22 protein-coding genes and 1 tRNA gene are annotated in these 23,096 nt (G+C 53.4%); 10 read left to right on the top strand and 13 right to left on the bottom strand.

Annotated features, from left to right (window positions below):
- Positions 1 to 127 precede the first annotated feature (127 nt).
- Entirely contained in the window at positions 128 to 1,261 is a 1,134-nt protein-coding gene (locus ACZ5BW_RS09545; protein WP_464539304.1) for an RNA-guided endonuclease InsQ/TnpB family protein, read from the bottom strand.
- A 110-nt stretch (positions 1,262 to 1,371) separates the two neighbouring features.
- Between ACZ5BW_RS09545 and ACZ5BW_RS09540 the strand changes: the two genes are divergently transcribed.
- Positions 1,372 to 2,556, top strand: a complete 1,185-nt coding sequence (locus tag ACZ5BW_RS09540) for a papain-like cysteine protease family protein (RefSeq protein WP_464539302.1) — start codon at positions 1,372 to 1,374, stop codon at positions 2,554 to 2,556.
- 16 nt (positions 2,557 to 2,572) lie between these two features.
- Here ACZ5BW_RS09540 and ACZ5BW_RS09535 read toward each other — a convergent pair whose 3' ends face one another.
- From ACZ5BW_RS09535 to ACZ5BW_RS09520, 4 genes are all read right to left on the bottom strand, one after another.
- Complete coding sequence (locus tag ACZ5BW_RS09535) at positions 2,573 to 3,544, bottom strand: alpha/beta hydrolase (protein WP_464539300.1); 972 nt, start codon at positions 3,542 to 3,544, stop codon at positions 2,573 to 2,575.
- 42 nt (positions 3,545 to 3,586) lie between these two features.
- A complete protein-coding gene (locus tag ACZ5BW_RS09530; RefSeq protein WP_464539298.1) occupies positions 3,587 to 5,959 on the bottom strand; it encodes a TonB-dependent siderophore receptor in 2,373 nt (790 codons plus the stop codon).
- Between the two features lie 90 nt (positions 5,960 to 6,049).
- Positions 6,050 to 7,357, bottom strand: coding sequence for a lysine N(6)-hydroxylase/L-ornithine N(5)-oxygenase family protein (locus ACZ5BW_RS09525; protein WP_464539296.1), 1,308 nt, complete (start codon positions 7,355 to 7,357; stop codon positions 6,050 to 6,052).
- Between the two features lie 10 nt (positions 7,358 to 7,367).
- Positions 7,368 to 8,462, bottom strand: a complete 1,095-nt coding sequence (locus tag ACZ5BW_RS09520; RefSeq protein ID WP_464539294.1) for a GNAT family N-acetyltransferase — start codon at positions 8,460 to 8,462, stop codon at positions 7,368 to 7,370.
- A 475-nt stretch (positions 8,463 to 8,937) separates the two neighbouring features.
- Between ACZ5BW_RS09520 and ACZ5BW_RS09515 the strand changes: the two genes are divergently transcribed.
- Entirely contained in the window at positions 8,938 to 10,599 is a 1,662-nt protein-coding gene (locus ACZ5BW_RS09515; RefSeq protein WP_464539292.1) for a cyclic peptide export ABC transporter, read from the top strand.
- Positions 10,600 to 10,608: 9 nt separating this feature from the next.
- Complete coding sequence (locus ACZ5BW_RS09510) at positions 10,609 to 11,880, top strand: PepSY-associated TM helix domain-containing protein (RefSeq protein ID WP_464539290.1); 1,272 nt, start codon at positions 10,609 to 10,611, stop codon at positions 11,878 to 11,880.
- Positions 11,881 to 11,947: 67 nt separating this feature from the next.
- Here ACZ5BW_RS09510 and ACZ5BW_RS09505 read toward each other — a convergent pair whose 3' ends face one another.
- The 7 genes from ACZ5BW_RS09505 to rplU all read right to left on the bottom strand — a co-directional run bounded on the left by ACZ5BW_RS09505 (position 11,948) and on the right by rplU (position 15,827).
- Positions 11,948 to 12,271, bottom strand: a complete 324-nt coding sequence (locus ACZ5BW_RS09505) for a hypothetical protein (protein ID WP_464539288.1) — start codon at positions 12,269 to 12,271, stop codon at positions 11,948 to 11,950.
- 71 nt (positions 12,272 to 12,342) lie between these two features.
- The gene (locus tag ACZ5BW_RS09500) at positions 12,343 to 13,161 is read right to left on the bottom strand and encodes a hypothetical protein (RefSeq protein WP_464539286.1); all 819 of its coding nucleotides are present in this window, start codon (positions 13,159 to 13,161) and stop codon (positions 12,343 to 12,345) included.
- A gap of 8 nt (positions 13,162 to 13,169) precedes the next feature.
- The gene (locus ACZ5BW_RS09495) at positions 13,170 to 13,685 is read right to left on the bottom strand and encodes a hypothetical protein (protein WP_464539284.1); all 516 of its coding nucleotides are present in this window, start codon (positions 13,683 to 13,685) and stop codon (positions 13,170 to 13,172) included.
- A 12-nt stretch (positions 13,686 to 13,697) separates the two neighbouring features.
- Positions 13,698 to 13,913 (bottom strand): hypothetical protein, encoded by a 216-nt coding sequence (locus ACZ5BW_RS09490; protein ID WP_464539282.1) that lies wholly within the window; start codon positions 13,911 to 13,913, stop codon positions 13,698 to 13,700.
- A gap of 189 nt (positions 13,914 to 14,102) precedes the next feature.
- Complete coding sequence (gene cgtA / locus ACZ5BW_RS09485; protein ID WP_464539280.1) at positions 14,103 to 15,167, bottom strand: Obg family GTPase CgtA; 1,065 nt, start codon at positions 15,165 to 15,167, stop codon at positions 14,103 to 14,105.
- A 78-nt stretch (positions 15,168 to 15,245) separates the two neighbouring features.
- Entirely contained in the window at positions 15,246 to 15,503 is a 258-nt protein-coding gene (gene rpmA, locus ACZ5BW_RS09480; RefSeq protein WP_464539278.1) for a 50S ribosomal protein L27, read from the bottom strand.
- 12 nt (positions 15,504 to 15,515) lie between these two features.
- Complete coding sequence (gene rplU, locus ACZ5BW_RS09475; protein WP_464539276.1) at positions 15,516 to 15,827, bottom strand: 50S ribosomal protein L21; 312 nt, start codon at positions 15,825 to 15,827, stop codon at positions 15,516 to 15,518.
- A gap of 192 nt (positions 15,828 to 16,019) precedes the next feature.
- On the opposite strand from rplU, the gene ispB reads away from it, so the two are divergent.
- The 5 genes from ispB (at position 16,020) to ampD (ending at position 18,732) form a co-directional block, all read left to right on the top strand.
- Positions 16,020 to 16,988, top strand: coding sequence for an octaprenyl diphosphate synthase (gene ispB, locus ACZ5BW_RS09470; RefSeq protein ID WP_464539274.1), 969 nt, complete (start codon positions 16,020 to 16,022; stop codon positions 16,986 to 16,988).
- A 40-nt stretch (positions 16,989 to 17,028) separates the two neighbouring features.
- Positions 17,029 to 17,265: an antitoxin gene (locus ACZ5BW_RS09465; RefSeq protein WP_464539272.1), complete on the top strand. Its 237-nt coding sequence runs from the start codon at positions 17,029 to 17,031 to the stop codon at positions 17,263 to 17,265.
- A 186-nt stretch (positions 17,266 to 17,451) separates the two neighbouring features.
- Positions 17,452 to 17,528: transfer RNA gene (locus tag ACZ5BW_RS09460), tRNA-Pro, on the top strand.
- A 344-nt stretch (positions 17,529 to 17,872) separates the two neighbouring features.
- Positions 17,873 to 18,115 carry a PP0621 family protein gene (locus ACZ5BW_RS09455; RefSeq protein WP_464539270.1) on the top strand — a complete coding sequence of 81 codons (243 nt, stop codon included), beginning with the start codon at positions 17,873 to 17,875 and terminating at the stop codon, positions 18,113 to 18,115.
- A 71-nt stretch (positions 18,116 to 18,186) separates the two neighbouring features.
- Positions 18,187 to 18,732, top strand: a complete 546-nt coding sequence (gene ampD / locus ACZ5BW_RS09450) for a 1,6-anhydro-N-acetylmuramyl-L-alanine amidase AmpD (protein WP_464543683.1) — start codon at positions 18,187 to 18,189, stop codon at positions 18,730 to 18,732.
- Between the two features lie 61 nt (positions 18,733 to 18,793).
- Here the strand turns inward: ampD and ACZ5BW_RS09445 are convergent, their stop codons facing one another.
- On the bottom strand, positions 18,794 to 20,467 hold the full coding sequence (locus ACZ5BW_RS09445; protein WP_464539268.1) for an ABC-F family ATPase: 1,674 nt from the start codon (positions 20,465 to 20,467) through the stop codon (positions 18,794 to 18,796).
- A gap of 206 nt (positions 20,468 to 20,673) precedes the next feature.
- On the opposite strand from ACZ5BW_RS09445, the gene ACZ5BW_RS09440 reads away from it, so the two are divergent.
- Together ACZ5BW_RS09440 and tilS are read left to right on the top strand one after the other, a co-directional pair.
- A complete protein-coding gene (locus ACZ5BW_RS09440; protein ID WP_464539266.1) occupies positions 20,674 to 21,642 on the top strand; it encodes an acetyl-CoA carboxylase carboxyltransferase subunit alpha in 969 nt (322 codons plus the stop codon).
- Entirely contained in the window at positions 21,611 to 23,059 is a 1,449-nt protein-coding gene (gene tilS / locus ACZ5BW_RS09435; protein ID WP_464539264.1) for a tRNA lysidine(34) synthetase TilS, read from the top strand. The genes ACZ5BW_RS09440 and tilS overlap by 32 nt, the downstream gene beginning before the upstream one ends.
- Positions 23,060 to 23,096: the final 37 nt, after the last annotated feature.

Genomic DNA, 23,096 nt, shown 5'->3' with positions numbered 1-23,096 from the left:
AAGAAAAATTGAGTCGATGTGAAAAGTGCTGAAAGTCAGATCGATAATCCCAAAGGAAAGAACATTGACATCCTCCCCTCCCTAAAGGAAGGAGATTCCCACTTCACAGAACCTTGCCTATTCACATTTACATGCAGACAGGACTTACAGTTTCTCCATGGGCTGACACGGCGAGTCCCGCCGCCAGAACATTGCGCGCCGCGTTGATGTCGCGGTCGTGGATAGTCCCGCATTCCGGGCATGTCCATTCGCGTACTTTCAAAGGCATTACCTTGACGATATGTCCGCAGTCACTGCATCGCTTGCTGCTCGGATACCATTTATCAATGCCGATCAACTCACGTCCATACCAGTGTGCTTTGTATTCAAGCTGCCGCACGAATTCAGACCAGCTTGCATCGCTGATCGACTTCGAGAGGCAGCGGTTCTTCTGCATGTTGCTGACAGCGAGACTTTCAATGGCGATCACTTGGTTTTCGTTTATCAGCCGTGTCGAAAGTTTGTGCAGGAAATCCCTGCGCGAATCTGCAATCCTGGCGTGCAACCGGGCTATTTTCAACCTGGCCTTGCGCCTGTTCGTGGAGCCTTTCTGCTTCTTTGCCAGTCTGCGTTGCAGTCTGGCGAGCCTGGCTTCGTTCTTGCGGAACGTGTTGGGCGAAGCAACCTTTTCGCCAGTTGAAAGGATGGCGAAGTGAGTCAGGCCCAGATCAATACCAACCTTGCCGGCTGCTTTGGACTTTGCTCCGACCTCATCAGTGCAGAGCATGGACACAAAGAAGCGGTTCGCGGTGTCCTTGCTGACCGTGACGGTTGTCACGGTAGCGGCCTTCGGGATGGTGCGCGAAAAGCGGATATTCAGCGAGGCATCCATCTTCGCAATGCGAAGCTTCTTTCCATCCCACTTGAACGCGCTGGTCGTGTATTCAGCCGACTGATTGCCGTCCTTACACTTGAACGCAGGATACCTGGCACGGCGAGCAAGGAAGTTGCTGAAAGCCGTTTGCAGATGGCGAAGGGATTGCTGAACCGGAACGCTGGAAACCTCATTCAGCCACACGTGCTCCGGTGTTTTCTTGAGCGCCGTGAGCATCGCGGAAGTGTCGGCATACCCGACTCTTTCCTGACGCTGAAACCATGCATCGGTTCGCTGGCGCAGCATGTAGTTGTAGGCAAAACGAGCGCACCCGAACGTCCTGGAAAGATTTTCTTCTTGCTCGGGCGTTGGGTAAAAGCGGAATTTGTATGCACGCTTGACTTCCATTTACAGAATGTATCATTACTCTGTAAGAATATCAACGGAGGCAGGATGCAAGCTGCAAAACCGCCTCCTTATCTCCCCGGCCTGAAGGTCGGGGTTTCATGGAGACTTTGATGAACGTATCTGAATATGTTCGCGTTACCAGCCTTCCATACAGCTTCCTATTGCACGAACTCAATATCTGGGGCAAGCTTTTCTCATCGAAGCAGCTCGCATTCAACATGCAGATGCAGACCCAATCCAACTGGTGCTGGGCGGCAACTGCAACGAGCGTATCTCATTTCTATTGGTGGTGGAGTACGTGGACGCAATGCCGGGTCGCAAATGGAGAGCTTGGTCATAGCGACTGTTGCAACACTCCTGTCCCATCGGCATGTAATGTGCCCTGGTATCTCGACAAGGCCCTCACCCGTACCCACAATTTTGTCAGCATAATGGGCGGACAAGCCAGTTTTCAGGCGGTGAAGAGTGAAATAGACGCTGGCAGGCCCGTCGGAGCGAGGATCGGATGGAACGGCGGAGGTGGCCACTTCATGGTGATTTATGGTTACAGTCGCGTCCTTGGTCATGAGTACTTTGATATCGACGATCCGATATATGGAAAGAGCCATCTTGCTGTATCCGATTTTGCCAGCAACTATCAAGGAAGCGGCACCTGGACTCATACGTATTTCACCAAGAGCTTTTTCAAAATGCCAATAAAATATCTGATCCCGATAGAGCCTGTACTTCATCGCATATGGGAAGCTCGTCCACTGCTCCAGATAAAGCAGGGAAAAATTCCGGCAACCGAATCCGCAGAATCGCGTGCATCTCGAGAAACGGAGGATGAAAAGCGGACATCTCTGGGCATGGCCCAGCGTGTATATTCTCTGGGGCTGGATTCATTGCTCGGCTCGCGGGAGGTTGCTCCGGAACCGGTCGCGTTGCGGGTTTATGAAGTTGCAGGAGATACTCCACAGGCTTTTTACGATGTTACCGAGGAAGGCGAGCCCCGCGTGCTGCAAATGTCCGCGGCACAGCGGCAACTGGATTTATTCTCGCAAGGCTTGACCAAAGTCCTCGAGGCGGTGGGAGAAGCGGAGCAGGAGGCTGAGCTTCGCGTATTTCGCGTGCCCGCGCTAAACTTCGAAGCGCTGTGGATCAGTTACGGAGACGAAGGCAGGGATTTGCTTGTCCCATTGCACACCGTAGGCCGCCTGGTGCAAAACGAGCCGGTGCCCATGCGTGCTGCCCTGGAGGCGTTACGGGAAGCAGCACGGCCATTGGCAGACATGGATGACACGATGGGAGCGTGAGCAAGTACCACCCTGGCTAGGTTCGAGGCGCAGCAAAAGCCCTCTGTAATTGCTGCGCTACTTCTTCACGCACCTTGCTCGCCTCGTTGACGATATTCCCCAGACGTGCAAAATCATGCGTCATCCCTTCATATATTTTCAGTTGAGTAGGCACGCCGGCCTCTTTGAGCCTGTTGGCATATTCAATTCCTTCATCCACGAGCGGGTCGTATTCGGCCAGGGCGATGAATGCCGGAGCGAGGCTGCTTAAATTCTCTGCCTCAAGCGGCGCAAAACGCCAGTCTGTCCGGTCTCTTTCGCTGGTCAGGTAATTGTTGAACATCCATTGCAGCGTCGGGGCTTCGAGCAGATATCCCTTTGCGAGGCGGCGGTGCGAATCGGTATCCTGCCAAGCGCTTGTGCACGGGTAGAGCAGCGCCTGGAATACTGGTTGCGGCCAACCCATTTCCCGAGCAGCAATAATCAAACCGGTTGCCAGTGTGCCTCCTGCGCTGTCGCCTCCTACGGCTATCCGTTGGGGATTGATACCATGTGCGCGTCCGTTCGAAAGAAGCCATTGATAGGCATCCTGGGCGTCATGCACCGCTGTGGGGAACGGATGTTCAGGCGCCAACCGGTAGCCGACGTTCAGCACGCAGCAGGGCGCCAGCGCAGCCAGTGTCCGACACAGGGAGTCGTGGGAACCAGGGCTGCCGACACAGTATCCGCCTCCATGAAAATACAGCAGCGCGGGCGCCGATAAGCCGTTCAATGGCTCGTCCAGCAGAGGCGTATAGAGTCTTGCCGTTATTTCATTTCCATCCCGGCAGGGGATACCGATTTCCTTGACGCTCGCCACCTCCATACCTGGGCTATCCAGAGCCAGGGTGGAAATATCATATTGTTCGCGTGCTTTCGCGGGCGGTAGCTCGTGCAAGGAAGGGGCACCATTGCTGATACCCGCTTCCACAAGTTCGAGAAATGCTGCAAGATCAGGATCAAGCGCCATGCGAGCGTCTCGACTATCGTAGAGTAAGTTTCTTTGCTGACATTAAAACCTGAGTTTCAATGTCCCTATGACGCTACGTCGCGTTCCCAGGAAGAACTGTCCGCCGGAGCCCGGGACGACGTTATTTGCAGTGTAGTATTTCTCATCAAATATGTTGTTGGCATTGATGAGAAACTGCCAGGGGCCGTGATCGTATCGCAGCATTGCATCGAACAGGGTAAAGGAAGGGGTAGTACTGGTATTCGCCTCATCATTGAACACCCTGCCCACATAGCGTACGCCACCTCCGATGAAGAACCCCTTCAACCAGCTAACATTCAATGTGCCGAGGTTATAGTCGAGCCAGCCCGAAGTCGTCAGGTTGGGTACGCGGACGGGCATGTTACCTGTAAAACCACTGGCGCTTTCTGTTACCCTGACATCGTTATAAGTGAACGCGCCAATCAAATTCATTCCCCGGTAAATTTCCGTTCTTGCTTCCAGTTCCGCGCCTCGGGAGCGTATCTCGCCTGCTTGCGACAAGCCAAGCGGTGTACGGGGATCAGGAATCAAAACGTTGGTTTTGGTCAATTCGAACAATGCCGCCGTAAACAAATTCCTGGTGCCCGGAGGCTGATACTTGATACCTACTTCATACTGGGAAGCGCGCGCAGGTTTGAAGGGGCTGTTATTAAAAAAATCGATCCCGTATTGAGGCAGAAACGACTGTGAGTAGCTGAAATAAGGCGCGATGCCGTTGGAAAAAAGATAGGTCAACCCCGCCCTGCCGGTATATGCTGAATCCTTGCTCGCGGTATGCTGCGGATCGAAAATATTAACATTGGTAACGCTCGACACCCTGTCGTGGCGGCCGCTCAGAGTCAACACCCACTGATTGAACTTGATTTGATCCTGTACGTAAAATCCGACCTGGTCTATCTTTTGGTTGCCATCGATGGCCAAGAAATCCGGGGTGGCAATCGGCTGGTTATATACGGGATTGAAAATATCAATGGAGGGAGCGCTGCCTGCAAAATATTTGAGGGTGGACTCAACCCGGTTCCAGTCGATTCCGGCCAATACGGTATGATTGAGGGGACCTGTCCGGGTACGAGCTTCCACGTGCGTATCCAGCACGGTTTGATTCAACCGTTCGCGGGTAGCGACTGTACTGCGATCCAAGATTCGCTCATCTGCAAATCCTGCGGGGTTAATGTCTCTGAATCTGCCATCGAGCCCCATGAAACGGAAGTTTTGCCGTACTGTGAAGGTGTCGTTGAAATGGTGCTCGAGTTTGTAGCTGAAGGAAGCTTGGTCGGTCGAATACCGCGTGAAGTTGGGGTCGCCCAGCAACGTATTGGTGGGATTACCCTCTCGCGTTGCCACGTAAAAGGCAGACGCTTCGCTGCGATTGTTCAGAATACCGCCGAAAAGCGTGACGGATGTCCTGTCGGTGGGACGCCAGGTCAGCGATGGTGAAATATAAAAGCGCCTGATCTCGGCCCGGTCTCCGTCCGTATTCGGAAAGCGTACCTGCGTGTCTGTATCGAGTGCGGTCGTGACCAGCCGGAACATCAGTGTTCCATCTTCATTGGCTAACCCAAAGTCTCCGGCAATCCGCTTGCGGTCAAAATTGCCGTACTGAAGCTCGACCTCCCGAATGGGCGTGGCGGTAGGCAGCTTCGTAATGCGGTTTATGATACCTCCCGCGTCGCCTCGGCCAAATGTAACTGAAGTGGGACCGCGCAATACATCCACCCGCTCAAGGGAATAAGGGTCGGTAATGAAGTCGGCAAAAAAAAGTCCTCTCCCCTGCTGGCTTAAATTATCCCGAAAGTTGGCAGTGCTCAGGGAGTTGAAGCCCCTCATGCTTACATACTCGAAGCCTGTTCCATTGAAACCAAATGTGTCAGCTACGACCCCCGGTACGTAGCGCAGCGCCTCGGTGAAATTGAGATTTACCCCGCGCATGGTCAGCTCATTGCGATTGATGACTGAAATGGACTGCGGTACCTCTATAATCGGCGTCTTGGTCTTGGTCGCCGTCATGCTGTTTTTAACGCCATATCCTTCCTGGACTCCTTTTTCCCGGATGACCAAGGTCGGCAGGACCGTTTCGGAGGGTTTGGCTGATTCAGGATTTTCCCCCTGCTGCGCATTCTCCTGAGCCGACGGAGCGTTCCCCTTTAAAGCTTTTTCACCCGATTTGGAAGATTCTGTAGCAGAGGACTCGGTATTACCTTCTGCCGCAAGAACATTCGTTTGAAATTTTTTGGCTGATTCCGGGGAAGCTTCCTGTGCATGCACGTAGCCAGTTACGGACAGGCTGAGGAGTGCGTACTGTACTGCGGTTACAAGTCTGGTGGGTCGTGTAAGTGGAGTAAGTGAAGTAAGTGGACGGCGATGCCCTTTAATAGTTTTTGTATAGGCTTTCATTTTTGTGGTTGCTGGTAGTAAAAAAATGGTAAGTGGGTGCGTTATCAACTCGTATTCATGAGATCGAGAGGGATTTTCATTTGCAAAAACTCAGCGGCTTGCCACTGCGCGCACCGGGTTTTCTGCCTGCTTCGCAACCGGATCATTGACCATGCCTACGAGCGCCTGCCCTATTTCGTCCGTGCGAACCGCTGTAACTGAAAGCAGCGTATCGCTCAGCCCATGAGTTGATTCGCAGGCTCCCTGAAGGAAGATGGCAGGCCGAAAATTCGGCGCACTTTTCAGCCGGTAGTTGCGGTCTACGCTGAAGTCATCCATGTAGGGGGAAAGAGGTTTCAGCAAGGATTTGTGATAATCCCGTCCGTAGCCGGTTGCAAGCACGACCGCATCGTAGACCGCGCTGTATTCCCGCCCCGCATTCAAATCGCGCAGAAACAATTCAATGCCGCCTTCCGGCAAAATACTGACGCTGGCGACTTCATGACGCCGCAGGAAGCGGTGGCGGGTATTGCCGGTAACTCTCTGCTGGTAGAACACATTGAAGATCTGTTCGATCAGAATGAGATCAGGTGCGGCGTAATTGGTATGCCAGAACTCCTCCAGGAGAGAAACCCGGTCGTGCTCTGAACGGCTGAAAACGAAGTCGGTGAAATCGGCATTGAAGATTTCGTTTACAAAGGGGCTGTCGTCCGACGGTTTGATTGCGCGGGCGCGCATGATCAGGTCAACCTGCGGAGCATTCGGGCGGTTGTGCAGATCCATGAAAATTTCCGACGCGCTTTGGCCTGCACCCATGACCGCTATTTTTTTCGCTTCCTTGTGCCGCTCGATCTCGCGGAGATAGCTGTTCGAATGAAATATGCATTTGTCGCCTTTCAGCGATTGGAAGCATTCGGGTATGCTGGGAACACCGCCGATGCTGATAATGAGATTGCGTGCCAGCCGTTCCCGCACAGTTCCGGTGGAATCCAGCGAACGCACGCGCAGCAGCATCACTTCATCATTACGCTTCTCCGGCAGCACTTCCAGAACCTCTTCGCCATATGCGCAGCGATCGTCGAAATGGGATGCGGCCCAGGCGAGGTAATCGTTGAATTCGTGGCGGCTGGGAAAAAAGGTTTTAAGGTTGATAAAGTCCTGCAGCCGCTGTTTTTGATGGAGATAGTTGATGAATGTAAAGTGACTGGAGGGATTTCGCAGCGTGGCCAGATCCTTCAGGAAGGAAATCTGCATATGCGCATTGTCCAGCATCATGTTTGGATGCCAGGCGAAACCCGGCTGTTTCTCGATAAAAAATGCGTCTATGTCGTATCCTTCCTGCTTTTTTTCCTCCAGGGTGATGGCAAGCGCAATGTTGGAGGGGCCAAAGCCGATACCGATCAGGTCATGTATTTGCATAGCGATATCCTCAGGATAAAGAAGAGGTGGAACAGGATGTTGCGATGACATCGCGTGGAACCCACAACCGTTCTGCAAAGAAGCGTTCCCGCAACAACATGCCGAGCATGGCGCGTTTGTGGGGGAAATCGAATTCCTTGAGATTCGCATAGCCGCACCTGGCGAGATTGCGAATCATTTTGTAATTGTCCGTGCGAGGTTCTATGACGACGCGTTGAGTCCTGCAATCGTCGAGAAACAGGTAATGGGAGATCGATGGCAGCCAGGCTGTGACGAAGAGCTTGCCCCGAAAGCGGGCTTCACCGATCAGCACGTGCCAGCCCCGATCGAAGTCATCCACATCATAGAAGGGGGCAATACGGTCTTCTTTTGCCCAGTAAACTTCGAAATAACCGAAAGCCTCGTCATCGAGACTCGCGATAAGGGCTGTGACATGAGGGTCCGCAGAAATGGCGTGTAGATAAGCCTGATGTTTTGCCAGATCGCCTTCTTCCCGCCAGGATGCCGCTACTACGGGATCATTCATCCAGCGGTTGAAGCGTTCCAGGTCCCGGTGAAGGTCCACCGTGCGGAATGACAGGGTACGGCCGAGCCAGTCGATATGGCGCTGGTATACGATGCCGGCCGGTTTGGGAGACCGCAGCGGATGACGACGCCCCTCGCTGAGCATATAGGTCACGGGGAAGAAATAAGGTTGAGGCGGCACGAGCCACATTCTCGGCTGTTGCCAGAAAAGCTCGATATTCACAGTGGCCTGGCCGCTCCTGTCGCGAAGGAGAAGACCTGATCGAAGCAGTTCTTCAACCTGGTCGAAAGGAGCCAGGAGATTCAGTTTATCTGCGACAGGAAAACTGACGAACGCAGCTTCAATTGCCGCCAATACTTCCACGAGTTTTGGTTTTTCAGCATCGGACCCTATCCATTCCAGAGTCAGCCCGTCAGCCTGCTGGCCCAGCTGCCACCTCGAATTTTCAACACCATTCACCGGTTGTAAAAGCAAGGTGTTGCCGTTGAGCGTAGCCGAATATGCAGTCCGATCGGGACGGCAAGTAATCGACGTCGCACGAGCCGAGAGATGCTGGCCTTGCTCGTGTAAATGTCCCATCTCGTTTTCCGGATAAGTATTGTGAGAACGGCGCTGCGGGTTGTCACACTATCGCTGTCGCGCTGTTATTTGGTATTCGCTGTATTCCGCGGTGTTATTCTGCTTAAAGACGAATGAGAAACATTATTTTTTACAATTGCAGTCGGATTGATTGCTCATGCTCATTGCGAGAGCTATGACCTGGGGAGAAGTACGAGGGAAAATTCCGTTCTGGAGGAAATGGGGGATTAAAAGGGCCTATGCGGGTAACTGCCTAAGCGGATAACGGCAAGCACTCCTGCTGCAATTGTCTTTCCAGGCCCGCAGGAGCGAAATTGCCCTAAGGAATGAAATGCCTAAGGAATGAAATGCCCAAGGATTGAAATGTCCCAGGCCCTGTTTTGTCGATTAACAGGAGATGACGTGAACCGTTCGAACGTAAATAATTGTAATTCTCATTCGTCTTCCCTCATATCCATTTCCTTGCGGGACAGCCATGCTCAAGTATCTCATCAACCAATCCAGGGTATTATTGGCAGGCGCTTCATTGGTCACAGTATTCCATGGTGCTTGCAGCGTGTTTCTCATCACGCAGATCAGTTCTGCCCTCACCGCGGCTGAGAGCGAACGCGGAACCATGGCGCTCGTTTTTATTGCCACTGCCGTTGCCGTGATGCTGAGTTATGTAAGCGCAGCGATCCTTTTCGAGCGCCTGGGACAACGGGCGCACGCGGAATTGCGCAGCTTTGTCGCCAGAAAGGTGCTTGCCGCCGACTACCGTAATCTTGAAACGGTGGGGGCTGCCCGCATACAGTCGGCCCTTGCCGAACATTGCACGCACGTTGCCGAATTTTTCGTAAGCTTTCCTGTCATCCTGATGAATGCGGTCATCGTCACCGGATGCCTCCTTTATATGGCGTGGCTGTCATGGCAGGTATTCCTGCTCGCTGTCCTTGTGGTCGGCCTGGGGTCCGTGGGATATCATCTTGCGCACCTGCGCGCAATACGTCATTTGAATATTGCTTCCGAAGAGCAGGACAAGTTGTTTTCCTATTTCCGGTCCCTGACCGACGGGGCCAAGGAGCTTCGCCTCAATAATCGGAAGCGGAAGACATTTTATGAAGAAGTGCTATCGGGCTCGATCGAAACCGTGCGCCGCGAAAGGACTTTTGGAATGTCCGTTTTCGTCGCATCCGGTGGATGGGCCCAATTCCTGCTCTATGCGTTTATCGGAATGGTATTATTCGCGCTGGTGAGTGATGGTCCTGACCGGGCTCTGGTCATGACGGGCTACGCACTGGTGTTTGTTTACATGGTGGGACCGCTCGAAGCGCTTCTGTTGAATATTCCCCGCGCCAATCTGGCCAAGGTTTCTGCGGAGCGGATCGAGGAAATAACACGGGCGATGACCACATTGGAAATCGAGACCGATAATTCTTCTCCCCCAGGCTTGCAGTCCATCGCACTCCAGGGCGTGCTGCACCGGTATTATCATGAACAGAGCGATGAATTGTTTACGCTCGGTCCCATCGATCTGGATTTCCGTCCCGGAGAGATTACTTTTCTGGTGGGGGGCAACGGGAGCGGCAAAACCACTTTGGCTAAATTGCTGGTTGGACTCTACCCGCCAGAGGAAGGTCAGATAGTTTTCAATGGAAAAGTGGTCGATGAGACAAACCGGGATCGCTACAGGCAGCTTTTTTCGACGGTTTTTTCGGATTTCCATCTTTTCGACCGCTTGCTGGAAACGAGCAGAGTTGATCTGGATGACGAAGGCAATCGGCTTTTAGCCAAACTGCACCTGCAAAACAAGGTTAAAGTCCAGAACGGGGCTTTCACGACGCTTGCCCTTTCACAAGGACAGCGCAAGCGTCTCGCTTTGGTGGTTGCCTATCTGGAGAATCGCCCGTTTTTTATATTCGACGAATGGGCGGCGGATCAGGACCCGGTCTTCAAGGAAGTCTTTTACCGCGAACTCCTTCCGGAATTACGCGCCATGGGCAAGGCCGTATTGGTGATATCGCACGATGACCGTTATTTTCATCTTGCCGATCGGGTGATACGTATGGAGAGCGGATGCCTGACGTTCAATGGCCGTCCATCACTGAAAGATGCCGCGCACGCAACCGCGGCTCCGCCGCTGTACTTGACGGTATGACATGAAGCAATGAAACGAATGATCACGATGCCGGGCGTAACCGGAGTACAAGATACCCGGCGCGCGGAGAAACTTTCGATCAGACGCAGTTTTCTTGTGCTGGCGCACCGCTGGGCGGGTCTTTTATTGGCCGCATTTCTTTTCGTATCCGGCCTTACCGGCGCTGTCATCTCCTGGGATCATGAGCTGGATGAGTGGCTGAATCCCCAGTTATACGAAGCAAGGAATGCTGATGGCATCCCGCAGCCTCCACTGCTGCTGGCCGATCGACTGGAAGCGAGAGATTCACGGCTACTGGTCACGTGGGTTCCGCTTTCCGTTGAGCCGGGGCATAACCTTGGTCTGGCAGTGAAGCCGCGCCTCGCCCCGGCAACAGGCACGGCCTTCGATCTGGATTTCAACCAGATAGCCCTCGACCCAGTTGATGGGGAAGTGCGAGGCAAGCGCATGTGGGGCGAGATTTCGCTCAGCCGCGAGAATCTGCTGCCGTTTCTGTACAAGCTGCATTACAGCATGCATATTCCGGACGGGTTCGGCCTGGAGCTGGGTATCCTGTTCATGGGGACTCTCGCGATCATCTGGGCACTCGATTGCTTCATTGCCCTGTGGATTTCATTTCCGAAGGCGAGTGCATGGACCAAGTCCTTTGCATTCCGCTGGCGGCAGGGAGGAGCAAGGCTGAACTTCGATCTGCATCGATCCGGTGGAGTGTGGGTATGGGGATTCCTGCTGGTCCTGGCTGTGACTGCCGTGTCGATGAATCTCAACCAGCAGGTCATGCGGCCGCTGGTGTCGCTATTTTCGACGCTATCGCCCAACCCCTTTACACGTACTCCCAATCCTCCCGACCAGCCTGTCGAGCCGATAGTGGACCGGCGCACTATTCTGCAGTCGGCAATAACCGAAGCGGAAAAGCGCGGCTGGAGCACGCCTCCCGGTGGCATATTTTATGATCCCGAAGTGGGTGTTTATGGTGTGATCTTCTCCGAGTCGGGGAACGACCATGGCGATGTGGGACTGGGGAATCCCTCGCTTTTCTTCGACGGCAAGGATGGAACACCCGTCGGAGCGAATGTGCCGGGTGAGGGCAGTGCGGGCGATATTTTCATGCAGGCGCAGTTTCCGCTGCATTCCGGACGTATCGTTGGTCTTCCCGGGCGCATTTTCGTATCCGTCATGGGCCTGCTGGTGGCAATGCTGTCAGTTACGGGAGTGATCATCTGGCAGAAGAAGCGGTGGGCGCGAAAGAAAATGCTGATGAAGGGAGTGGAAGACGTATAGCTGTATTGCCCTGATTTTCGTCGTGTCCGCACCTTTCTGATTTTTTCGGAAAAACCTGCCTTGATCATCATCGGTGCGGAATCATTTTTCTGCCCAGTAACGATAGGACCACTCTGCGGCCAGTCGCAAGCACGGGATAAACCAGTGCAGCGGCGTTTCTGTTGCGGAACAGGAATTTGTTCAGCCCGCCAAGAAATCCCTTGTCAGCGCCGAGTATGGAAAGAAGGTGCATTGCATTGGCCCCGTGGTAATAATGCCTCTGCCATATCACGGCCATGCCTTCATTGATTTCCATGCCTTGGGCCCGCAACTCCCGGACCAGATCAGGTCTTGTCCGGGCGTCGATGAGTTCTATCTCGCCTATATTCTTCCGTAGAGCGTAAAGCTTCACAAACGCCGAACAAAAAGGACATTCCCCGTCATAAATGACGGAGAGACGATTTGAATCACTCGCAGTCGCTGTCATACCCAGCCCATCCAGCCTCGGACTGCCGAATTGGCTAGCATGACAGCCGGATAAGTTGCGAGAAAAGGCCAGACAAACGCGTTCAATCCCATGAAGTAGGCATTGGAAAAATGAAAAAGGGCGAAGCAGCAAAGACTTGCAATCGCTACACCGGGTGGCGCCAATAGAACGAGTGGAAACAGCATTTCCGTCCCGATAGTCAGCCAGCATACAAGCTTGCAGAAAGCGGGTCGGTCTGAGGCAAAACCCGCGGCAAGGGAGTGTCCGTATGTTCGGGTTTTCATCACACCGGGCAACGCTTTTCCGTTTCGCCAGACGGGCGAAACAACCTTGGCGGCGCCGGCAACAAAATAGGCGAGGACCGCCTGACCGCTGATTGCAAAAACGCCAGAGGCCGTCAGGTTCATGTCATCCAGCATAAGGCCGGCGGAAATGATGGCAACACCTGCGGCAACGACCATTCCCATCTGATCCGACCCATCGCCACCGAACCAGGTGCGGCGTGACATGTAGAAGCATGAAAGCAGAATGAGCAGGCTGGACGGCAAATCCGCATAATTAGGGTAGGGGATCAGCAACAGAAGCCCGGCGACAATACGGCATACCAGGACAGCAATTACAGCGGATTCCGCGTGCACACGGTGGCGGATGGATGCCGGGATCACAAGGCGTGGGCGCAGGCGCAGAATATTCCATGTGAGCAAACCATCAGACCGGAATAGGTGAAGGTTGGCAAACCATTCCGCTGCGGAAAGCAGGGCCCATGCAGCCAATAGAGTCTTGGTAATGACGAGGCATAAGGCGATGTTCGCCATGCCCTCAGTTACCATCGGCTATGAAAACTGGAAAGGAATGAACATTCCAGTTCCCGCTCGAGATGCCCCGTAGCCTCGATAATCGCGATTTGAAACTCGGTTGCGTCCGGCTCGGGCTGCACAGCATGGGCTGCGTAATGCAAAAGAAGGAGATAGGGGACGGTGAAAGGAAGTCCGGAGGGTCCCACATCGTCGCGTTTCAACAACAGCTTTATTGCCTGGACGGCATCAGTCAGTATCTTCGATGCGCGCTTCTGCGGATTCCACAAGTACGCGAATTTCGGGCGCGAGGGATAAACAGGCACGCTTTTCCAGTCTGTCAGCCGTCCATCACGGTAACGGTCCCTTATAACCAGGTGATAATCCCTGACTCCAGGATTAGGTGCAAAGAATGTCCAGCGCGGAATGATATGAAGTCCGTTAAACCGGTTGATGACGGACTGGAAGCGCGAGTGCTGCCCCAATAATGTGATTACCAGCCAAAGAGTCACTATCGAATAAAGCAGGATAGAGACTAATGACATGGTGAGCTTATGTCAGATCAGCGCGTTCTCGCGAAGTTTCATGAGTACGTCCAGTGACAGACCCTCTCCCCCTGATAAGCCTGCGTTGTCACCCGCTACAGCGGTGCCGGCATTGCCAATGGGTATCACGATCTGCTCATATTTGTCGGATGTATCGGATGTCATCCTTCTCGCTTCTATAACGGCATCCAGTCCTGCAAGTTCTCCTTCGGCAAGTTCTGTCATCATTCCTCCCCAGTCACAAAAAAATATTCCCAAATTTAAAGTTGGATCAGCGCCAGCAGAGTTTTATCTGGAAATCTGATTAAGTGTAGTACAACTTGGGGGCTATGTGCGCTGTGCTGTGAGCTCTGCTGCTGATAAGGGAATGGAAGGGGGTCGCAGCAGATGGCGCCCGTTAGTGGACACGAAGGGAAATCACTCGGATGTATCCGGTTCCTCAGATTTTGCCAGATCCTGATTTTCATCCATCGATTCCTGCTCCAGAAATTCCATAATCGCGTAGGTCAGTTCCTTGCAGCCATCCCCCGTTATGGCTGAGATGGCAAAGTTTTTATCTTTCCAGCCAAGGCTATGGATGAATTTCCTGCATATTTTTTCGCGCTCATTTTCAGGCAGCAGATCGACCTTGTTGAGCACCAGCCATCGCGGCTTGCGATAGAGCTCTTCGTCATACTTCCTCAGTTCTTCGAGAATAGCCCTGGCTTCATGCACCGGATCAACCGCTTCATCGAGCGGTGCAATATCGACGACATGCAGCAACAGGCGAGTACGCGCGAGATGCTTCAGGAAGCGGTGTCCAAGTCCCGCGCCTTCCGCTGCGCCTTCGATCAGTCCTGGAATATCAGCCATTACGAAACTGCGGTTCTGATCCACGCGCACCACGCCCAGAGCAGGGTGCATGGTGGTGAAAGGGTAATCAGCTACTTTTGGACGTGCCGCTGAAACTGCGCGAATCAGCGTCGACTTGCCCGCGTTTGGCATGCCGAGCAGTCCCACGTCCGCAAGAACCTTGAGCTCCAGCTTGAGGCCGGCTTCCTCTCCCGGTTCACCCAGCGTGAATTGCCGGGGCGTGCGGTTTGTGCTGGATTTGAAGTGCAGATTGCCTAATCCCCCCGTGCCGCCTTTCGCCAGCAGGATTTTTTGATCATGCTGGGCCAGATCGGCCACCAGTTCTCCTGTGGCCTCGTTGGTGACAACGGTGCCAACGGGCATGCGCAATACAATGTCCCCGGCGCTTTTTCCGTAGCGATCAGAGCCTTGCCCATTTTCGCCGTTTTTTGCGCGGTGGATGCGAGCAAACCGGTAATCCACCAAGGTATTGATGTTGCGGTCAGCCACCGCATAAATGCTGCCTCCGCGTCCGCCATCACCCCCGGACGGGCCGCCTTTCGGAATGTATTTTTCCCGGCGGAAGGCTGCGACGCCATCTCCACCTTTTCCAGCGATTACCTGAATAATTGCTTCGTCAATGTATTTCATGGGAATCAATTTACCATGATGCAAACAAAAAAGCCCTATCGGGGCTGATAGGGCTTTCCTGAGAAGCGCCAGTAAAATCTAAACCGGGATAATGCTCACTGTCTTGCGCTGTGGCAAACCTTTAATCGTGAAGTTTACCTTCCCGTCCACCTTCGCGAACAGTGTGTGATCCTTGCCCATTCCGACGTTCTCGCCCGGATGAACCCTTGTACCCCGCTGGCGGATGATAATGCTGCCAGCCGGAATCAATTCGCCGCCAAAGCGCTTCACGCCAAGACGCTTGGAATTTGAGTCCCGCCCGTTACGGGAACTGCCGCCTGCTTTTTTATGTGCCATGCCAGAGTCTCCTTATACCGAAATACCGGTAATCTGAATTTCGGTGTAGTTCTGCCGGTGCCCCTGCTGTTTCCGATAGTGCTTGCGCCGGCGCATCTTGAAAATGCGGATTTTGTCATGCCTGCCTTGTTCCAGTACGGTTGCCTTGACAGAAGCGCCGCTTAGCAAGGGTTTCCCCACTGAAATATTGTCGCCATCAGCAACCATCAATACCTGGTCGATCAGGAGTTCGCTACCGATTTCTGCCGGTACCTGTTCTATTTTGAGTTTTAACCCGTTTTCGACCCGGTACTGCTTTCCGCCGGTTTTTATGACTGCGTACATGATGGAATCCTGTTTATTGCGCCCGCCAGGGAGCCATGAAGAGAAGTAGACGCGGATTATACAGAGTCACCCACTCAAGGTAAAGGTCTGTTGTGGATGAGTTTTGTGCCGCAATCCAAGTTTTGCCTGTTTTCGAACTTGACACGTTGGTGGCGACATTTCTACCATGGCATCTTTTTTGCAGGAACCTCCGTGTCAATTGAACGTATCAGAAGCCTGATTGCCCAGGATATGGGCAGGGTGGATACCGTAATTCGTGAAAAACTCCATTCGGAGGTCGTGCTCATCCGGCAGGTAAGCGAATATATCATCAACAGCGGCGGGAAGCGTCTACGGCCCGCCTTGGTAATCCTGTCCGCGGGCGCGTTCGGCTACACCGGACAATACCATTACAATCTTGCTGCCATCGTGGAATTCATCCATACGGCAACCCTTCTGCATGACGACGTCGTGGATGCCTCCGAACTGAGGCGAAGCAAGGCGACTGCAAATGCCCTGTTTGGAAATGCCGCCAGCGTATTGGTCGGGGATTTTCTGTATTCCCGGGCGTTCCAGATGATGGTCGAAGTGGACAATATGCGCATCATGCGGGTATTGGCCGATGCGACCAACACGATTGCCGAAGGCGAAGTGTTGCAACTGCTCAATGTTCGTGATCCGGACGTTGATGAGGAAAATTACCTGCGCGTGATCCGCTATAAGACCGCGAAGCTGTTCGAAGCTGCAACACGGCTCGGTGCAATCCTCGGTAATGCCACGCCGGCGGAGGAAGAGGCGATGGCCGTGTATGGCATGCATCTCGGCACCGCGTTCCAACTCACCGACGACATGCTGGATTATTCCGGGGATTATCAAGAAACCGGCAAGAATCTGGGTGACGACCTGGCAGAAGGCAAGCCCACCCTGCCGTTGATCTATGCCATGAAAACAGGATCGAGCGCTCAGGCGGAGATCATACGCAGCGCTATCGAGCAAGGGGGCGAGGGGGGCTTTCAGCCCGTGCTGGAAGTTATCCAGCAGACCGGCGCACTGGATTATGCCAAGCAACGGGCGCAAACCGAATCCGAGACAGCATCCAATATGATTTCCTCACTGCCGGATTCAGACTACAAGCAATGTCTTCTGGATCTGAGCACCTTTGCGGTAGCGAGAAATTATTAACCCCGGTGCAAACACTCCGGCAATTCCAAGTCGTATCACAATGCTGACGCGGATTTTCAAGAGCGGTAGCTCACTGGCAGTACGTATACCAAAGGAGCTGGGTTTTGACGAAGCCGGTCGAGAGGTGGAGATCGAGCGACAAGGCGATGCTCTCGTTATACGATCTGTTCAGAAAAGGTCCGTGGCGGGACTGATGGATAAATTTGCTGCTTTTCCCTCGGATTTCATGAATGAGGGAAGGGGTTTCCATGAAGAAAAAGAGCGGCAAGGCTGGTAAGCCATGCGCTACATGATGAAATCATGCCTCCATTCTTCATGGGTTTAATGTTATTTGGCTACGAAACGCTTCACAGAGGGATTACACAATTTTGCATTTGCCCGAAAATCTCTTCCTGCGTACAATTGCAGCCCACGTGCCTGACATGAATTGTTCCAGGCATCGCAAGTATCAAAATCGGTTTTTCGGGGTGTAGCTCAGCCTGGTAGAGTACTGCGTTCGGGACGCAGGAGTCGGAGGTTCGAATCCTCTCACCCCGACCATTCGGCTTATTCAAATTAGCGTTTTCGATTACTTGTTATCCGGAAAACGCTGCCATACGCAAGATTTTTCTGCGTCATTCATTCCTGACTGGTATGCAAAGCGGGTCAGATTTGGCCTTCTCCCCAAGTCTGCAAATGCAGAGAGAACCAAGGAGAGAAGAAACAGGTCAACCGAACCATTTGTTCCCCTCTCCCACGCGTGGGGGAGGGGCCAGCGGAGAGGGCGGCCTTGGCGGATTTTTTATCTCCTCTCAAGCTTGCGCTCCAATGCATAAGCGGTAGAATGCCGTACATGTCATTTAACTGCTTGCCGCCGGTTTCGATATCGCAACGGAGATTCCAGCTTGGGTAGAATCCTGTTCTTCGCCCTTATTGCCCTTCTTTTTTTCTGGGTAATAAGGAGCTACCGTCGCGCTCTCAAAAAACGTGAGGAGATGCATAAACAGCCTCAATCTCTCGAAGGTGAGGATATGGTCCGATGTGTTTACTGTGGCGTCCATTTACCCAGAAGCGAGAGTATTGCTTCGGAAGGCAATTTTTTTTGCAGTGATGAGCATCGGCGACTGCACCTGCAATCTGAATCGTGAACCCGACAGTACAAATGGGTTACAGCCGGCAAAATGACGCAGCTAGCAGCGTCCGACAGGATGACTGCCTCATGCAGATCGATGCAACAGGATGTGCGAATGGCATCCGCTTCATCGCTTCGCCCAATTTCGACGAACGTCCCGCCGGGTGTGCAATCAGTCTGCTCGTGATTCACAACATCAGCCTTCCCCCCGATGAGTTTGATGGGGACGGCGTAGCCGAGTTATTCACCAATAAGCTTGATCCGGAAGCTCACCCCTACTACCGCGTCATTCACGGTCTCAAGGTTTCCAGCCACTTTTATATCCGCCGGACGGGGGAGATCATTCAATTCGTCCCGTGCGAAAAACGCGCCTGGCACGCGGGGGAGTCCTGCTGGCAGGGCAGGGGCCGGTGCAACGATTTTTCCATCGGTATCGAACTCGAGGGCAGCGATTCGCAGTCTTTCACCGATTTTCAATACAGAGCGCTGGTCGAACTCACGCTGGAACTGCAAAAGGCGTATCCCATTGAGCACATCGCGGGGCATTCCGATATTGCGCCGGGTCGCAAGACCGACCCAGGCCCCTGTTTCGACTGGGAGCGTTATCGCGCAGCGCTCACTGCTTCGCGTTAAGCCTTATCCGAGCCTGACGCGGTCTGTCGCTTATAAGCATCAGAAAGAAGAACTCATCCTGTCATCTGGATGAGGCGCGCGCTTTTTCCTTGGACGAGGCAGAACTATTCCCGCGCGAATTCATGCCGTCCGAAAAAATTCCCTGGCTCCGCAAATAGTCCTCGTAGTTGCCCTTGAAATCGATGACTCCCTCCGGCTTCATTTCAACGATGCGTGTTGCGAGAGATGACACAAATTCGCGGTCATGGGAAACGAAAATCAGCGTTCCTGTATATTTTTCCAGAGCTGCGTTAAGCGATTCGATGGATTCCATGTCGAGATGGTTGGTGGGTTCATCCATCAGCAACACATTGTTTCTTTGCAGCATGAGCTTGCCAAACAGCATGCGCCCTTCCTCTCCGCCGGAAATGACGTTCACCGATTTTCTGACTTCATCGCCCGAAAACAGCAATCTGCCAAGCACACTCCGTATCGCCTGGTCATCATCGTGCTCACCGCGCCACTGCGTCATCCACTCGGTAAGTGATATATCGTTATCGAAGTCCGCGGCATGGTCCTGGGCAAAATAGCCAGGACGCGCTTTCTCCGCCCATTTGACTTCTCCCGCATCAGGTGACAGATCACCGGCAAGGCAACGCAGCAAGGTTGTCTTGCCAATGCCGTTCGGACCGATAATCGCAATTTTTTCGCCTGATTCCACATTCATGCTGAATTTGTGGAACAGCGGTTTTTGCATTCCGGCAAAACCTTTGGTGATGCTTTGCACCGATACCGCCAGGCGGTGCAGTTTCTCGCGCTCATCCATGTCCAGCCGGATGTATGGATATTGTCGGCTTGAAGGTTTCACATCTTCCAGCTTTATTTTTTCGATCTGGCGGGCACGGCTGGTCGCCTGCCGTGCTTTGGAGGCGTTGGCGGAAAAGCGGCTCACGAACGACTGCAATTCAGCAATCTGGGCTTTTTTCTTCGCGTTGTCGGCCAGCATGCGCTCTCGCACCTGGGTAGAGGCGAGCATGTAGTCATCGTAATTTCCCGGATAGATGCGGATTTCGCCATAATCCAGGTCAGCCATGTGGGTGCATACGCTGTTCAGGAAATGCCGGTCGTGCGAAATGATGACAATCGTGCTCCTGCTAGTGTTGATGACGTCTTCCAGCCAGCGGATGGTATTGATATCGAGATTATTGGTAGGCTCGTCCAGGAGCAGGATATCCGGATCGGCAAACAATGCCTGGGCAAGCAGTATGCGCAGCTTGAAGCCGGGCGCCACAGCGCTCATCAGCCCCTGATGTTGCGGCAGCGGTATGCCTACGCCGAGTAGCAGTTCTCCTGCACGTGCTTCGGCAGAATAGCCATCCAGTTCGGCGAACTTCGCTTCCAGTTCCGCAGCACGCATGTAGTCATCTTCCGTCGCATCGGGGTTGGCATAAATTGCGTCGCGTTCTTCCTTTACGCGCCACAGTTCTTCATGCCCCATCATTACCGTATCGATTACGAGACAATTTTCGAAAGCGAACTGGTCCTGGCGCAATTTTCCCACGCGCTCATCGGCATCTACACTGACATTGCCGGAAGTAGGTTCCAGATCGCCCCCCAGGATTTTCATGAAGGTCGATTTCCCACACCCGTTGGCGCCGATCAATCCATAGCGATTGCCATCGCCGAACTTGACCGAGACATTCTCGAAAAGGGGTTTTGCCCCAAACTGCATGGTGATATTGGCTGTTGTAATCAACGTCTTTTCCTCTCTCTGTCCCCGCGAAGGGGCTGGAAAAAACTCTCCATTATACGTTTCCTGCAGCAGAAACGGAATATGATCCTCCATGGAGGGGCAAACAGGGAACCGATAAACAGGGCTCGCAGACATCCCGGCTTACTGAGAGATTCCTCGGTTTTCACCTGATCCTGTATCATTACCATTTCAGCTTAAATCGGTGTTTTATGAAGATTACATTTCTGGATTTCGAGCAGCCGATTGCTGAGCTTGAAGCAAAAATAGAAGAATTGCGTTTTGCCCAGGATGACTCAGCGGTCGATATTTCAGCTGAAATCCTGCGTCTGCAAAAGAAAAGCCAGTCCCTCACCAACAGCATATACGGGAAGCTCACGCCTTGGCAGATTTCACAAGTGGCGCGCCATCCGCAGCGCCCCTATACACTCGATTACATTCAGAATCTTTTCACGGATTTCGAAGAACTCCACGGCGACCGGGGTTTTGCGGATGACCATGCCATAATAGGCGGGTTGGCGCGTTTTAACGGGCAGCCAGTCATGGTGATCGGCCACCAGAAGGGGCGTGACACCAAGGAAAAAATTTATCGTAATTTTGGCATGCCCAAGCCCGAGGGATATCGCAAGGCGTTGCGCCTGATGCGCCTGGCAGAAAAATTCGGCATTCCCCTGTTTACGTTCATCGATACGCCAGGCGCATATCCCGGCATTGGGGCGGAAGAACGGGGCCAGTCAGAAGCGATTGGACACAACCTTTATGTAATGGCGGAGTTGAAAGTACCCGTGATCTGCACCATTATCGGGGAGGGCGGGTCTGGCGGTGCACTGGCGGTGGCAGTGGGCGACGCAATCCAGATGCTGCAATATGCAACCTATTCCGTCATTTCTCCCGAAGGCTGTGCCTCCATCCTTTGGAAAAGTGCTGACAAGGCACCTGAAGCTGCCGAGATCATGGGAATCACGGCGCATCGCCTCAAAAGCCTGGACCTGATAGACATGATCATCAGCGAGCCCTCCGGAGGTGCGCATCGTGATCATCCCGCAACCATGCAAGCCGTAAGGAAAGCCTTGCAGGACTCGCTCAAGCTCCTGCAGGACTATTCCATCGAATCGTTGCTGGAGAAACGCTTTGAGCGGCTGATGGGATATGGCAAGTTCAAGGAAGTCAAAGTCAGATAATATTTCGCGCAAGGCGCAGCATGTATTGCGTACCCAGGTCCAAACCGGTGATCATCTGACCGTCGCCTTGAGCGGGGGAGTGGATTCGGCAGTGTTGCTGCACCTGCTAGTCCCGTTTGCCTCGCAAATGCAACTCCCGCTCTCGGCCGTTCATGTCAACCACGGCATCAGCCCCAATGCGGAAAAGTGGAGTGAATTCTGCCGAAATCTGTGCCAGTCCCGAAACATTCCCCTTGAAATTGCCAGAGTAGAAGTCACGCGCGAGCCAGGAACCAGTCTGGAAGCCGCGGCGCGTGAAGAACGCTATCGCATCTTTCGAAATCTCCAAACGGATTACGTGGTGCTGGCCCAGCATCTGGACGATCAGGCAGAAACGCTACTGCTGCAATTGCTGCGCGGTGCAGGGGTAAAGGGTCTAAGTGCGATGCCGGTTGTGAGAACCGTGCGGAAAGAAATGGATGAGAAAGTCTGGGTGAACTCCATCCCTGCACTCGAGGGCAGGCCGAGGCTGCTTCGACCACTGCTCGACGTTTCGCGACGGGAGATCGAAGACTATGCGAGAGAGCATGCGTTGCAGTGGATTACCGATGAAAGCAACGACGAGGTATCTTTCGATCGGAATTTTCTGCGCCACGCGCTTTTTCCGCTCCTGGAAAAGCGCTTTCCCGCTTATCGCACGACTTTCCTGCGCGCCAGCCGCCATATGGCAGAGGCGTCCGCTTTACTGGATGAATTGGCTGAAGTCGATAGCGCGCAATGTGTGGTACCCGGAAAACTCCATGTCGAAGATTTACGGAAAGTGGGTTTTCCACGTGCCCGAAACCTGTTGCGCTACACGCTGACGCAGCATGCTGTCATACTGCCCAGTACGGTAAAGCTCGAAGAAATCCTGCGGCAACTGCTCTCCTCACGTCCTGATACAAAACTGCATGTTATTTTTGGGAATACAGAAATCCGGTGCTTCAGAGGCCGGGTACATATACGAAAAGCCCAAACGATAGTCCAAGCGATTCCCGAGGCTCGCTGGTATTTGGTCTGGCAGGGAGAAGAATGCCTTCCCATTCCTGAACTTGGCGGAACCCTCCGATTTGCACGTTGTAAGGGCGCAGGGATCAGCTTGCAAAAGATCAACGAGCAGCCCGTAACGATCCGGCTGCGCCAGGGCGGGGAACGCCTGCGTACAGACTGCAACCGTCCGCGCCGCAGCCTTAAAAACCTGCTACGCGAAGCATCGCTTCCACCTTGGCAACGGCAAAGGTTACCGCTGATATTCAGCGGGGAGCAACTGGTCTGCGTCCCGGGAATTGGCGTGGATTGCGACTTTCAGGCAGCGGAGGACGAACAAGGTCTCGTGGTGGAGTGGCAGGCAAATCCAGGTTCTCCATGGAGAAGACGCGAGATTCCTCATTCAGCCTGATGAAAGAAGAAAGAGTTTCCACAAATTGGTCATTCCG

The sequence above is a fragment of the Nitrosospira sp. TNL300 genome, from assembly GCF_055385915.1.
The sequence above is the reverse complement of the archived record's forward strand: the minus strand, read 5'-3'. Positions and strand labels throughout refer to the sequence as shown.

Coding starts and splice junctions, on each gene's coding strand:
- ACZ5BW_RS09465 (WP_464539272.1), top strand. CDS start 17,029: ATGCTGACGCGGATTTTCAAGAGCGGTAGCTCACTGGCAGTACGTATA.
- ACZ5BW_RS09515 (WP_464539292.1), top strand. CDS start 8,938: ATGCTCAAGTATCTCATCAACCAATCCAGGGTATTATTGGCAGGCGCT.
- ACZ5BW_RS09525 (WP_464539296.1), bottom strand. CDS start 7,357: ATGCAAATACATGACCTGATCGGTATCGGCTTTGGCCCCTCCAACATT.
- tilS (WP_464539264.1), top strand. CDS start 21,611: ATGGCAAGTTCAAGGAAGTCAAAGTCAGATAATATTTCGCGCAAGGCG.
- ACZ5BW_RS09535 (WP_464539300.1), bottom strand. CDS start 3,544: ATGGCGCTTGATCCTGATCTTGCAGCATTTCTCGAACTTGTGGAAGCG.
- ACZ5BW_RS09520 (WP_464539294.1), bottom strand. CDS start 8,462: ATGGGACATTTACACGAGCAAGGCCAGCATCTCTCGGCTCGTGCGACG.
- ACZ5BW_RS09540 (WP_464539302.1), top strand. CDS start 1,372: ATGAACGTATCTGAATATGTTCGCGTTACCAGCCTTCCATACAGCTTC.
- ACZ5BW_RS09490 (WP_464539282.1), bottom strand. CDS start 13,913: ATGATGACAGAACTTGCCGAAGGAGAACTTGCAGGACTGGATGCCGTT.
- ACZ5BW_RS09495 (WP_464539284.1), bottom strand. CDS start 13,685: ATGTCATTAGTCTCTATCCTGCTTTATTCGATAGTGACTCTTTGGCTG.
- rpmA (WP_464539278.1), bottom strand. CDS start 15,503: ATGGCACATAAAAAAGCAGGCGGCAGTTCCCGTAACGGGCGGGACTCA.
- rplU (WP_464539276.1), bottom strand. CDS start 15,827: ATGTACGCAGTCATAAAAACCGGCGGAAAGCAGTACCGGGTCGAAAAC.
- ACZ5BW_RS09500 (WP_464539286.1), bottom strand. CDS start 13,161: ATGGCGAACATCGCCTTATGCCTCGTCATTACCAAGACTCTATTGGCT.
- ampD (WP_464543683.1), top strand. CDS start 18,187: ATGCAGATCGATGCAACAGGATGTGCGAATGGCATCCGCTTCATCGCT.
- ACZ5BW_RS09440 (WP_464539266.1), top strand. CDS start 20,674: ATGAAGATTACATTTCTGGATTTCGAGCAGCCGATTGCTGAGCTTGAA.
- ACZ5BW_RS09530 (WP_464539298.1), bottom strand. CDS start 5,959: ATGAAAGCCTATACAAAAACTATTAAAGGGCATCGCCGTCCACTTACT.
- cgtA (WP_464539280.1), bottom strand. CDS start 15,167: ATGAAATACATTGACGAAGCAATTATTCAGGTAATCGCTGGAAAAGGT.
- ACZ5BW_RS09545 (WP_464539304.1), bottom strand. CDS start 1,261: ATGGAAGTCAAGCGTGCATACAAATTCCGCTTTTACCCAACGCCCGAG.
- ACZ5BW_RS09510 (WP_464539290.1), top strand. CDS start 10,609: ATGAAACGAATGATCACGATGCCGGGCGTAACCGGAGTACAAGATACC.